At 72.3% G+C, this 12,819-nt stretch carries 9 protein-coding genes; 3 read left to right on the top strand and 6 right to left on the bottom strand.

Annotated features, from left to right (window positions below):
- Window positions 1–1,186 (bottom strand): globin domain-containing protein (locus IE265_RS18420; RefSeq protein WP_190036695.1); only part of this gene is annotated, 1,186 nt, incomplete at its 3' end.
- A gap of 299 nt (window positions 1,187–1,485) precedes the next feature.
- Between IE265_RS18420 and glnA2 the strand changes: the two genes are divergently transcribed.
- Entirely contained in the window at window positions 1,486–2,847 is a 1,362-nt protein-coding gene (gene glnA2, locus IE265_RS18415; protein WP_190036694.1) for a gamma-glutamylpolyamine synthetase GlnA2, read from the top strand.
- Between the two features lie 120 nt (window positions 2,848–2,967).
- Here the strand turns inward: glnA2 and IE265_RS18410 are convergent, their stop codons facing one another.
- A complete protein-coding gene (locus IE265_RS18410) occupies window positions 2,968–4,068 on the bottom strand; it encodes a tetratricopeptide repeat-containing glycosyltransferase (protein ID WP_190036693.1) in 1,101 nt (366 codons plus the stop codon).
- Window positions 4,069–4,535: 467 nt separating this feature from the next.
- Entirely contained in the window at window positions 4,536–4,976 is a 441-nt protein-coding gene (locus tag IE265_RS18405) for a VOC family protein (protein WP_190036692.1), read from the bottom strand.
- A 294-nt stretch (window positions 4,977–5,270) separates the two neighbouring features.
- Between IE265_RS18405 and IE265_RS18400 the strand changes: the two genes are divergently transcribed.
- Window positions 5,271–8,282, top strand: coding sequence for a bifunctional [glutamine synthetase] adenylyltransferase/[glutamine synthetase]-adenylyl-L-tyrosine phosphorylase (locus IE265_RS18400; protein ID WP_190036691.1), 3,012 nt, complete (start codon window positions 5,271–5,273; stop codon window positions 8,280–8,282).
- A gap of 363 nt (window positions 8,283–8,645) precedes the next feature.
- Here IE265_RS18400 and IE265_RS18395 read toward each other — a convergent pair whose 3' ends face one another.
- Complete coding sequence (locus IE265_RS18395; protein ID WP_190036690.1) at window positions 8,646–9,662, bottom strand: DMT family transporter; 1,017 nt, start codon at window positions 9,660–9,662, stop codon at window positions 8,646–8,648.
- Between the two features lie 72 nt (window positions 9,663–9,734).
- On the opposite strand from IE265_RS18395, the gene IE265_RS18390 reads away from it, so the two are divergent.
- A complete protein-coding gene (locus IE265_RS18390; protein ID WP_190036689.1) occupies window positions 9,735–10,637 on the top strand; it encodes a LysR family transcriptional regulator in 903 nt (300 codons plus the stop codon).
- 25 nt (window positions 10,638–10,662) lie between these two features.
- Here IE265_RS18390 and IE265_RS18385 read toward each other — a convergent pair whose 3' ends face one another.
- Both IE265_RS18385 and IE265_RS18380 read right to left on the bottom strand, forming a co-directional pair.
- Window positions 10,663–11,535, bottom strand: a complete 873-nt coding sequence (locus IE265_RS18385) for a phosphatase PAP2 family protein (RefSeq protein ID WP_190036688.1) — start codon at window positions 11,533–11,535, stop codon at window positions 10,663–10,665.
- Window positions 11,536–11,633: 98 nt separating this feature from the next.
- The gene (locus tag IE265_RS18380; RefSeq protein WP_268255801.1) at window positions 11,634–12,668 is read right to left on the bottom strand and encodes a LacI family DNA-binding transcriptional regulator; all 1,035 of its coding nucleotides are present in this window, start codon (window positions 12,666–12,668) and stop codon (window positions 11,634–11,636) included.
- Window positions 12,669–12,819 lie beyond the last annotated feature (151 nt).

The raw sequence follows: 12,819 nt of genomic DNA, 5'->3' as shown, positions 1-12,819 counted from the left end.
CCTGCGCGAACCAGAGGTCGGGCCCGAACACCTCGTAGTGGATGTCGGCGGGCGCCACGCCCTTGCCGATCAACTGGGCGCGCACCGCGCGCATGAAGGGCAGCGGACCGCACAGGTAGGCGCGCGTGCCCGACGCGACGGCCACGCCCGAGAGGTCCACCAGGCCGGTGCGGTCGGCCGGGTGCCCCGGCTCGGGCCGCTCGTACCAGAAGTGGGCCGCCGCGTCCGGGAGCTTCGCCGTGTACTCCTCGTGCTCGGCGCGCAGGGCGTGCCCGGCGGGGGAGCGGTCGGCGTGCACGACGGTCACCGGGGCGCGGTGACCGGTCGCCGCGAGGTGCCCCAGCATGGAGATCATCGGGGTGACGCCGATGCCGGCCGACGCGAGGAGGAGGGGTGCCCCCGTCGAGTCGTCGAGCACGAGATCGCCGTACGGGGCCGACAGTTCGAGCGTGTCGCCGACCTCCACGCGCGTGTGGAGGTGGTGGGAGACCTCGCCCTCGGGCGAGGGCCCGCCGTGCAGGCGCTTCACGCCGATCCTGCGCAGGGCCGAACCGGGTGCGGCGACCAGGCTGTACTGGCGTATCTGGCGTGCTCCGTCCGGCAGTTCCACGCGTACGGAGACGTACTGGCCGGGGCGGTGGTCGGGGGCGGGCGTGCCCTCGGCCGGACGCAGCAGGAACGTGGTGACGTCCGGCGTCTCCGCCACGCGTTCCACGACCTCCCACGGGTGCCACCCCGCGGCGCCGGCCTCCTCGTACAGCCGCTTCTCCAGGGCGACGAGCGCGTTCGCCATCAGCCAGTAGACCTCGTCCCAGGCCGCCGCGACCTCGGGTGTGACCGCTTCCCCGAGGACCTCGGCGATGGCGGCGAACAGGTGCTCGTGGACGACCGCGTACTGCTCGGGGGCGATGCCCAGCGAGGCGTGCTTGTGGGCGATCCGGCCGAGCATCTCGTCGGGGCGCCGGTCGGGGTGCTCCAGGAGGTGCGCGGCGAACCCCGCGATGGCGCCCGCGAGAGCCTGGCGCTGGGTGCCGGAGGCCTGGTTGCCGCGGTTGAAGAGGTCGCGCAGCAGCTCCGGGTGGGCCGCGAACAGCCCCTCGTAGAAGCGTTCGCTGATCTCGCCCAGGGCCCCGCCGACGGCGGGAAGGGTGGCGCGGACGGTGGCGGCGGACTGCTCGGACAGCATCGGTGCTCCTCGGGCTCGACTGCTCCGCACGATAGTTAAAGTTGCATCTGAGATGCAAGTTAAGGCCGGTGAGGAGAGGAGGCGGTGGTCGGCCATTACATGTGGGCCCTCCAGCAGGCAAGATGGGCTCCGGAGCAGTACATCCGCCGTGCATGACGCGTTCGCGCGGAGGTCGGCTCGACGATCGAGGCCCGCAACGCGCACGAAATGCTGTTGTGGTGGGATGCTCAGGTGCCCGACCGCCTCCCACGGGACGGGAGCAGGCGGCCTGACCAGCAAGGATTGGGTGGAAGCGGAAGATGGACAAGCAGCAGGAGTTCGTGCTCCGTACGTTGGAGGAGCGCGACATCCGGTTCGTACGCCTGTGGTTCACGGACGTGCTGGGCTTCCTCAAGTCCGTGGCCGTGGCCCCGGCGGAGCTGGAACAGGCATTTGACGAGGGCATCGGCTTCGACGGCTCGGCCATCGAGGGCTTCGCCCGGGTCTACGAGTCCGACATGATCGCCAAGCCGGACCCGTCGACCTTCCAGGTCCTGCCGTGGCGCGCCGAGGCCCCCGGCACCGCACGCATGTTCTGCGACATCCTCATGCCGGACGGCTCGCCGTCCTTCGCGGACCCGCGCTATGTGCTGAAGCGGGCCCTGGCCAAGGCCTCCGACCTGGGCTTCACGTTCTACACCCACCCGGAGATCGAGTTCTTCCTGCTGAAGGACAAGCCGGTCGACGGCACGCGCCCGACGCCGGCCGACAACTCCGGCTACTTCGACCACACCCCGCAGAACGTCGGCATGGACTTCCGCCGCCAGGCGATCACCATGCTGGAGTCGATGGGCATCTCCGTCGAGTTCTCCCACCACGAGGGCGCCCCGGGCCAGCAGGAGATCGACCTGCGGTACGCGGACGCGCTCTCCACGGCGGACAACATCATGACGTTCCGCCTGGTCATGAAGCAGGTGGCGCTGGAGCAGGGCGTCCAGGCCACCTTCATGCCGAAGCCGTTCTCCGAGCACCCCGGCTCGGGCATGCACACGCACCTGTCGCTCTTCGAGGGCGACCGGAACGCCTTCTACGAGTCGGGCTCGGAGTACCAGCTCTCCAAGGTCGGCCGCTCCTTCATCGCGGGTCTGCTGAAGCACGCCGCCGAGATCGCGGCCGTCACCAACCAGTGGGTCAACTCCTACAAGCGCATCTGGGGCGGTTCCGAGCGCACCGCCGGAGCCGGCGGCGAGGCCCCCTCGTACATCTGCTGGGGCCACAACAACCGCTCCGCGCTGGTCCGCGTGCCCATGTACAAGCCGGGCAAGACGGGCTCCGCGCGCGTGGAGGTCCGCTCCCTCGACTCGGGCACCAACCCGTACCTGGCGTACGCGCTCCTGCTCGCCGCCGGCCTCAAGGGCATCGAGGAGGGCTACGAACTCCCGCCCGGCGCCGACGACGACGTCTGGGCCCTGTCCGACGCCGAGCGCCGCGCGATGGGCATCGAGCCGCTGCCGCAGAACCTCGGCGAGGCGCTCTCCCTCATGCAGCGCAGCGAACTCGCCGCGGAGACGCTCGGCGAGCACGTCTTCGACTTCTTCCTGCGCAACAAGAAGTCGGAGTGGGAGGAGTACCGCAGCGAGGTCACGGCGTTCGAGCTGCGGAAGAACCTGCCGGTGCTGTAGGGCGGTTCGGCCGCACGCCCGGTGACGCGGCGCGGGCCCCGGTCGACGACCGGGGGCCCGCGGCCGTCCTCGCCGCCGCGCGACCGGCGCGGGTACGCGGCGCCCCGCCCGGCACGCGTCTCAGACGGAGACGCCCGACTTCGTGCGCGCGTGGTGGAGGTTCTTCTCCACCCGTCCCCGTTCCCCTTCCGGGAGGGACTTGTTGCGCAGCAGCTTCTCGCAGAGTTCCCGGGACTGGTCGTACCGGCCGGTCCAATAGGCGGCGATGGAGAGCTCGTCGAGCGCGCGCCAGGTGTACCAGCCCTGTTCGACGAAGAGGATGTCGTCCGGCCTGCGGATTCCGACTGCCGTCTCCGCGAACGCGTACGCCATCTGCCATTTACCGGAGATCCGGCAGAGTCGGGCCAGTTCCCCCGGTGCCTCGGCCCGGGTGGGCCGGCTCTCGTACGCCTTGATGTACCGGTCCATCACGACGCCCACGTCATGGCCGAGCTGCTCGGCCAGACGGGCGGCGTACAGGTGGGAGCAGTAGACTTCCTCGCCCCACCCGCCCATTTCCCCCCTGAGGTCGTACGACTCGATCGACTTCTCCGGCTCTTCGGCGTCGCGCCAGCTCTGGGCGAGATAGAACACGTACCGGGCGTTGCCCGGCTCCTTCTCCAGCCCCTCGACGAGAACCGCGGCGTCCCGCAGGTACTTCTCGCGCTTCCCGTGCTCCTTGAGGCGCGCGCCTCCGCCCAGGGTGCGGATGTTGAACCCCTTGATCTTCTCCCGCCGGTGGGCCGTGCCGCATTCGAGGTACTCGTGCAGCACGCCGACATAGCGCCAGGGGAGCCGGGTGGACACCAGCGCCGGACGCCAGTGGATCAACGGACCGTCGTGCAGCGCCACCATGTAGGCGTCGTGGGTGAGCTTCCTCATCCGGAACTTCGCGTCGATCTCCATCTCGTCGTCGGCGTCGATGAAGAGGAGGTAGAGCGCGGAATCCCGGGCCAGTTCGACGGCTTCGGTGCGACTCTCACCGAAGCCCTTCCAGGGCCGCTCGTGCAGCTCTCCCGGAATGTCGGAGTACACCTCGCGGATGATGTCCTGCGTGCCGTCGGTCGAACCCGTGTCGACGATCACCCAGGTGTCGATCAACGGGCGTACCGATTCGAGGCATCGCGCGATGACGTGGGCCTCGTCCTTGACGATCATGTTGAGGCAGATCCTCGGCTTCACGCGCATCTCCCCGTTACGGCATACGAGTACGACCGGCACCGGAATATTGGCAAGGGGGGCCGCGCGGGGGCCCGCACCACGCCTGAGCGCTCACCCGTAGAGCCGAGTGCGGCCGGGGTGCCGAGGGGGAGGCGCGCCGATCGTGCGGCGGGCCCGTGCCGAGCGTCCGAGCCGTCGCACGCCACCCCGCCGGAGCATGCGCGCCCAGGCCCGAAGGGTGTCCCGCGGGACGCCCCTGGCCGTCCGCGAGGGTGTTGAAACGAGATCATCCTCTCAGGGGAATCCCGCGCCACGCCGAGCAGGCGAGTGATCCACCAGCGCATCATGAAGTGACTCCTGCCACTCCAACCAGGCGTGGAACAAGGGGAGTTGGCGGGGTGGCCACTTCTAGGCCGAGCGGCCACCCCGGCGCCGGGCCGCCGGCGCGCGGTGCTCGGCGAGGCCGGCACGCGTCGGCGGCCCGGCGGTCACCGGGTCTGTTCCGCCTGCTCGCCCATCAGCACGTGCAGCGGCTTGGCGACCCGCTGGCGGTACTCCTGGATCGCCCAGCCGTTGCCGTCCGGATCGGTGAAGTGCATGAAAGTACCGCCGTCCTGCGGCGCGTACTGAACCGGCTCGCTGACCTCCAGCCCCCGCGCGGTCAGCTCCTCGTACGCGGCCTTGGCGTCCGGGACGACCAGCTGCATCCCGTGGTACGTGCCGGGCTGCGGGGTGCCCGTCGGAATCGGCACCCCGTTCGCGAGGGCGATCGAGCAGCCGGACCCGGGAGGCGTCAGCTGGACGACCCGGGCGCCCGGCATCACCTCGGTGTCGAGGTCCACGTGGAAGCCGACCTTGTCCTGGTAGAAGGCCTTGGCCCGGTCGATGTCGGTGACCGGAAGCATGATCACTTCGAGGGCCATGTCCATGGAACGACTCCTTCGACGTAAGTGCGGTCTGCCCTGTGCCTCGCCCTGTTCGGCCCGGGCGCCGGCGCGTCCGGCCGAACGGCTCACCCTTACCGAAGCCGAAAACGTTCCCCGGCGCCACCGAGACGACGAGGGCTTTGCCCGGACCATGCTGGAATCAGGCGTTCCGCACCTTGCGGGGCGGTCCGTCGGCGCAACCCGTCGGTCGGCGGTCCGCTCCGGCGCCCACCCCGGAGTCTGCGGCTAGGCTCAAGCCCGTACGACCTTGATCCCTTGGGAGCACAGGAGGCCGGGATGACGGCGCCGGGGCGCAGAAGCAGTACCTTCACGCGGCTCCTGCGGCACGGTTTCACCGACCCGTCGGCCGCCGAACGGCTCCTGGACGGCGAGGAGCTCGCGACCGTCAGGACCGATCCGGTGCTGCTCGACGCCCTCGGGGCCACCGCCGACCCCGACCTGGCGCTGCTCGGGCTGGTCCGGCTCGTCGAGGCGCAGGACGGACACACGGAACAGCGGGAACTGCTCGACACCCTGATCGCGGCCAAGCCGCTGCGGGACCGGCTGCTCGGGGTGCTGGGCGCGTCCGCCGCGCTCGGCGACCACCTCGCACGGCATCCGCTCGACTGGCAGGTCCTCGTCACGTACGAGCCGCAGGACCTGCACCCCGGCGTGGCGGAGTTCGAGCGCGGGCTCGCCGAGGCCGCCGACCCGGTGGCCCTGCGCGTCGCGTACCGCCGGTGCCTGCTGTCCATCGCCGCGCGGGACGTGTGCGGGACGACGGACCTCGCGCAGACCGCGGCCGAGCTGGCGGACCTCGCGACCGCGACACTGCGGGCCGCTCTCGCCATCGCCCGGGCGGCCGCGCCCGAGGACGCCGCGCTGTGCCGGCTCGCCGTCATCGCGATGGGCAAGTGCGGCGGCCACGAACTCAACTACGTCTCCGACGTCGACGTCATCTTCGTGGGCGAGGCCGCCGAAGGGGCGGGGGCCGACGAGGCGAAGGCCCTCCAGGCGGCCACCCGGCTGGCCTCCCACCTGATGCGGATCTGCTCCGAGACCACCGTCGAGGGCTCCATCTGGCCGGTCGACGCCAACCTCCGCCCCGAGGGCCGCAACGGCCCGCTGGTGCGCACCATGAGCAGCCACCTCGCCTACTACCAGCGCTGGGCCAAGACCTGGGAGTTCCAGGCACTGCTGAAGGCGCGGCCGGTCGCAGGTGACCTGGAACTGGGCGAGACGTACGTGTCCACGCTCTCGCCGCTCGTCTGGCAGGTCGCCGAGCGGGACAACTTCGTCGCCGACGTGCAGAAGATGCGGCGCCGGGTCGTCGAGAACATCCCGGCCGCCGAGATCGAGCGCGAACTGAAGCTCGGCCCCGGCGGACTCCGGGACGTCGAATTCGCCGTACAGCTCCTGCAGTTGGTGCACGGCAGGGCCGACACGAGCCTGCGCAGCGGAACCACCCTGGACGCCCTGAAGGCGCTGGCCGCGGGCGGCTACGTGGGGCGGGTGGACGCCGTGCAGCTCGACGAGGCGTACCGGTTCCTGCGGTCCATGGAGCACCGCATACAGCTCTTCCGGTTGCGCCGCACCCATCTCGTGCCCGAGGACGAGGCCGATCTGCGGCGCCTGGGGCGGTCGTTGGGGCTGCGGACGGAACCCCTGGCCGCGCTCAACCGGGAGTGGAAGCGGCACGCGGCGGTCGTGCGGCGGCTGCACGAGAAGCTCTTCTACCGGCCGCTGCTCGACGCGGTCGCCCAACTCGCCCCCGGCGAGAGCCGGCTGAGCCCGAACGCGGCCCGGGAACGGCTGGTCGCGCTCGGCTACGCCGACCCCGCCGCCGCCCTGCGGCACCTGGAGGCGCTCGCCTCCGGGGTGTCCAGGAAGGCGGCCATCCAGCGCACCCTGCTGCCCGTTCTGCTGGGCTGGTTCGCGGACTCGGCGAATCCGGACGCGGGACTGCTGAACTTCCGCAAGGTGTCGGACGCGCTCGGCAAGACGCCCTGGTACCTGCGGCTGCTGCGGGACGAGGGGGCCGCCGCCGAGAACCTGGCCCGTGTGCTGTCCGCGGGGCGGCTCGCGCCAGACCTGCTGATGCGGGCGCCCGAGGCGGTGGCTCTGCTCGGGGACGGCGACGGGGGCGGGCTGGAGACGCGCGCCCGCGCCCATCTGGAGCAGGAGATCCTCTCGGCGGTCGGACGGGCCGACGGGGGAGAGGCAGCCGTCACCGCGGCGCGCGGTGTGCGCCGCCGCGAGTTGTTCCGTACGGCCGCGATCGACATCGTCAGCTCCTACGGGACCGACGAGACCCCGGCCAACGCGGACCAGGGCGCGCTGGTCGACCTGGTCGGCGGCGCCATCTCCGACCTCACGGCGGCGACGCTCGCGGGCACGCTGCGCGCGGTCGTCCGCGACGGCTGGGGCGACCGGCTGCCGACCCGGTTCGCCGTCATCGGCATGGGGCGCTTCGGCGGGCACGAGATGGGCTACGGGTCCGACGCGGACGTGCTGTTCGTGCACGAGCCGTGGGAGGGCGCGGACGAGCAGGAGGCCGCGCGGGCGGCCAACGCCGTCGTCTCCGAGATGCGGCGGCTGCTCCAGATCTCCAGTGCCGACCCGCCCCTGCCGATCGACGCCGACCTGCGGCCCGAGGGGAAGTCCGGGCCGATGGTACGGACGTTGAAGTCGTACGAGGCCTACTACCGGCGCTGGTCGCTGGTGTGGGAGTCGCAGGCCCTGCTGAGGGCCGAACCCGTTGCGGGGGACCCGGAGTTGGGCCGCCGCTTCATCGAACTCGTCGATCCGCTGCGCTACCCGGCGGAGGGCCTCGGCGACGACGCGGTCCGGGAGATCCGCCGGCTGAAGGCGCGGATGGAGTCGGAGCGGATGCCGCGCGGCGCCGACCCGACGCTGCACGCGAAGCTGGGCCGGGGAGGGCTCTCCGACGTGGAGTGGACGGTCCAGCTCTTCCAGCTCCAGCACGGCTGGGCGGAGCCGGGACTGCGGACCACGCGCACCCGGGAGGCGCTCGCGGCCGCCAGGGCGGCCGGGCTGATCTCCGGGGAGGACGCCGAGATCCTGGACGAGGCCTGGGTCCTGGCCGGCAGGGTGCGCAACGCCGTGATGCTGGTGCGCGGGCGGGCGGGGGACACGTTCCCCTCCGACGGGCGTGAACTCGCCGCGGTGGGGCGGTACCTGGGGTACGGGCCGGGGCACGTGGGCGACATGCTCGACGACTACCGGCGGATCACGCGCCGGGCCCGCGCGGTGGTGGACGAGGTGTTCTACGGAGCGGCCGAGCGGTAGGGGCTCCGGCCGGAACGTGCCGAGCGGGCCCGCCCGCTCGGCACCGGGAGGGGCTCGCACCGGTAGGCACCGCGACGGGCTCGCACCGGTAGGCACCGGGAGGGGCTCGCACCGGTAGGCACCGGGACGGGCTCGCCCGCTCGGCACCGGGACGGGCTCGCACCGGTCGGCACCGGGACGGGCCCGCACCGGTCGGCACCGGGACGGGCTCGCACCGGTCTGCGCGACCGCCCGGCCCGGCGGGCACTCCGCCTGGTCGGCCGGGTGGACCCGGCCCGGCAGGTCGGCGGGCCCGGCCCGCCCGGCAGGCCCGGCCCGTCAGGTCGGTCAGGTCGGTCAGGGCGGCCCGGCCCGGCAGGTCGGTCAGGCGCGGCGCGCGGTCCGCCCGTTCCGGATGCCCGGCCCTGCGGCGACCCCGCCCGGTGCCGCGCCCGGCTTCGGGAGCCCGCCCGGCTCAGGGAGCGCCCCAGGGCCCGCGCCCGCCCCCGGCTCCAAGCCCGTCCGCGGGGGCGCGGTCCGGTGGGGGCGGGGCCGGGTGAGGGCGACGCCCGCCAGGACCACCGCCATGCCCGCCCACACCCGGGCCCCGACCTGCTCGTCGAGGACCAGCGCGCCCAGGACCACCGAGACCACGGGGAGCAGATAGCCGACCGTCGCCGCGCTGGTGGGGCCCTCGTCCGCGATCAGGCGGTAGTTGAGGTAGAAGGTGACCCCCGTGCCGAGGACGCCGAGGGCGGCGACCGCGAGCAGGGCCGTGGCGTCCGCGCGTACCGGGCCCGCCACGGGCAGGGCGAGAGCAGTCCAGGCGGTGGCGGCCATGAGCTGCGCCGCCGACACGGCCAGCGGCGCGCCCCGGCCGGTGAGCCGGCGGGCCATGTACGCGAAGGCGACCGCGTAGCTCGCCGCGGCGCCCAGCAGCGCGAGGGCGCCCCAGCTCAGCATGCCCGAGCGGTGCCAGGGGGCGAAGATCAGGAGCGTCCCGGCGAAGCCCAGCAGCAGACCGGTCAGCCGCCGCCCGCCGAGCCCGCGGTCGGTGCCCAGCAGCAGTCCGATCAGCAGCGACCACAGCGGGGTGGTCGCGTTCAGCACGCCCGCGACCCCCGAGTCGACCGTCTGCTCGCCGACGCCGAACAGCGCGAACGGGACGGCGTTGCAGAAGAGCGCCGCGACCGCGAGGCGGCCCCAGGTGGCGCGGTCGCGCGGGAGGCGCTGGCCGGCCGAGCGGGCCAGCAGCAGGAGGACGGCCGTGCCGAGTACGCAGCGGGTGATCGTGATCTGGGCCGGGGACAGCCCGTGGTTCAGGGCCAGCTTGATCCACAGGAAGCCGGAGCCCCACAGGAGGGCGAGAGCGGCCATGCGGAGCGACGAGGTGAGCGGCATGCGAACACGGTCGTGCACCGGGACCCGTCAGGACAAGTGAAGGATTGTGGATGCACCGTTAAGCTGTACTGCATGCTTGATGTGCGACGGATGCAGATGCTGCGGGCCGTGGTGAACAGCGGGTCCGTCACGGCGGCGGCGGCGCTGCTCGGCTACACGCCGTCGGCGGTGAGCCAGCAGATCGCGGCGCTGGAGAAGGAGGCGCGCACTCCCCTGCTGGAGCGCGTCGGCCGGGGCGTGCGGCCGACCCCGGCGGGACTGCTGCTCACCGGGTGCGCGGAGGCCGTCGGACGCCAGGTGGCGGAGGCCGAGACCGCGCTCGGCGACCTGATCGCGGGACGCACCGGACGGCTCGCGGTGCGCTACTTCGCGACGGCGGGCGCGGGCCTGGTCGCGCCGGCGGTGGCCCGGCTGCGGGCCGAGCACCCCGGTGTGCAGGTCGAGCTGAAGCTGATCGACCCCGAGGACCCGCTGCCGGACGTACGGGAGGGCCGCGCCGACATCGCGCTGGTGGTGCGGGCGCCCGAGGGGGCGCGCGACGGCGTGCGGCTGGTGCGGCTGCTCGACGACCCGTATCTCGCGGTGCTGCCGCGGGGGCATTCGCTCGCCGGTCGTCCGGACCTCGGGCTCGCCGATCTCGCGGACGAGCCCTGGGTGGGCAGTGAGCGGCCGGGACCGTGCCTCGACGCGCAGCTCGACGCGTGCGAGGCCGCCGGGTTCCGGCCCCGTTTCGCCGTCGAGAGCGAGGACTACGTGACCGCGCAGGGGTTCGTCGCCGCGGGGCTCGGCGTGGCGGCCATCCCCCGGCTGGGACTCGGCAGCCGTCACCCCGGAGTGGTCGTACGCGAGATCCGGCGGCCGGAGCCCGTACGGACCGTGTTCGCCGCGGTCCGCGGGACGGCACCGCCGCAGCCGGCCCTGGACGGCTTCCTCGCCGCGCTGCGGGAGGCCGCCGCCGCGTCACGGCAGTCCTGAGGCCCTCCGGGGCGCGGGCCCGGGTTCAGTCTTTGGCCGGAATCAGCCGTTCGCCGCGCTGCCGCTCGGGGACCAGTCTCGGCAGCGCGTACGGCATCGCCCCGTACAGGACCCGTGCCAACCCGAAGCCGAACGCGAGGCAGAGCATGCCGCCGACCGCGTCCAGCCAGAAGTGGTTGGCCGTGGCGACGATGACGACCAGGGTCACCACCGGGTACAGCAGACCGAGGACCCGCGCCCAAGGCACCGTGGCCAGCGCGAAGACCGTGAGCCCGCACCACAGCGACCACCCGATGTGCATGGACGGCATCGCCGCGTACTGGTTCGACATGCTCTTCAGGTCGCCCGAGGCCATGGACCCCCACGTCTGGTGGACCACGACGGTGTCGATGAAGTCGTTGCCGGTCATCAGGCGGGGCGGGGCGAGCGGATACAGGTAGTAGCCGACCAGGGCGACGCCCGTGGTGGCGAAGAGGACCAGGCGGGTCGCCGCGTAACGCCCCGGGTGGCTGCGGTAGAGCCAGACGAGGACACCGAGCGTCACCACGAAGTGCAGCGTCGCGTAGTAGTAGTTCATGCCGACGATCAGCCATGTCACCGAGTCCACGGCGTGGTTGACCGTCTCCTCCACGGCCATGCCGAGGCGGTGCTCGACCATCCAGATCCAGTCGGCGTTGCGCAGGGCCTGGGCCTTCTGCTCCGGAACGGCGTTGCGGATCAGTGAGTACGTCCAGTAGCTCACCGCGATCAGCAGGACCTCGAACCAGAGCCGGGGGCGGCGCGGCGTTCGCAAGCGGCGCAGGAGACGTGGCCCCGCGCTGCCCCTCGCCTCGTCCGAGACGGGTTCTGGAGTGGCCTGCTCCTGGCCTTCCAATGTCGTCACGGTGGTCTCACCCATAGGGACAGAGTGTGCCAGATAAGGCTTCCGCCACCGATCATCCCCCGGTCGGGTCCGGGCCGCACCTTGTCCTCCCGGAGGAGGTCGAACAGTCCTGCCTACGGACGATTCCGGTCCCCGGGAGCCGAAGCGGTCGAACCCCGCACCACCAGCTCCGGCATGAACACGAATTCACTGTGCGGCGCGGGCGTCCCGCCGATCTCCTCCAGCAGCGTGCGCACCGCGGCCTGGCCCATGGCGGGCACCGGCTTGCGGACCGTGGTCAGCGGCGGGTCGGTGAAGGCGATCAGGGGGGAGTCGTCGAAGCCCACGACCGAGATGTCGTCGGGCACCTCCAGCCCGCGCTGGCGGGCGGCGCGTATGGCGCCGAGGGCCATCATGTCGCTCGCGCAGACGATGGCCGTGCACTCGCGGTCGATGAGCGCGTTCGTGGCCGCCTGGCCACCCTCCAGCGTGTACAGGGAGTGCTGGACCAGGCGCTGCTCGATGTCGTCCGCGGCGAGCCCCAGGAGGTCCTGCACGGTGCGGACGAACCCCTCGATCTTCCGCTGCACCGGGACGAACCGCTTGGGCCCGAGGGCCAGGCCGATCCTGGTGTGGCCGAGCGAGACGAGGTGGGTGACCGCGAGGGCCATCGCCGCCCGGTCGTCCGGCGAGATGAAGGGGGCCTGGACCTTCGGCGAGAAGCCGTCCACGAGGACGAAGGGCACGCCCTGTCCGCGAAGCTGCTCGTAGCGCTGCATGTCGGCCGAGGTGTCCGCGTGCAGTCCGGAGACGAAGATGATGCCGGCGACCCCGCGGTCCACCAGCATCTCGGTCAGCTCGTCCTCCGTGGAACCGCCCGGAGTCTGGGTCGCGAGGACGGGCGTGTACCCCTGCCGCGTCAGCGCCTGGCCGATGACCTGGGCGAGCGCCGGGAATATCGGGTTCTCCAGCTCCGGGGTTATCAGTCCGACGAGCCCCTCGCTGCGCTGCCGCAGACGGACCGGCCGCTCGTAGCCCAGCACGTCGAGCGCGGCCAGAACGGACTGGCGGGTGGTGGCGGCGACGCCCGGCTTCCCGTTGAGGACACGGCTGACAGTCGCTTCGCTCACCCCCGCCTGCGCTGCGATGTCGGCAAGCCGTGTGGTCACGGGATTGGACTGTACCGGCCGCGAATCACCTTGCCCACCAAACGAACGCCGTGTGCGGGCACTTGAACGGCCCGGTCCGGGCTGCTGCGTCATCGCGTTCCCTCGTGATTCTCGTCGGCATCGGTGGGGCGTCCGCCGCGTGCGCCGTGCG

Origin of the sequence: Streptomyces fructofermentans, from assembly GCF_014651055.1 — a bacterium.
Taxonomy (GTDB): domain Bacteria; phylum Actinomycetota; class Actinomycetes; order Streptomycetales; family Streptomycetaceae; genus Streptomyces; species Streptomyces fructofermentans.
The sequence above is the reverse complement of the archived record's forward strand: the minus strand, read 5'-3'. Positions and strand labels throughout refer to the sequence as shown.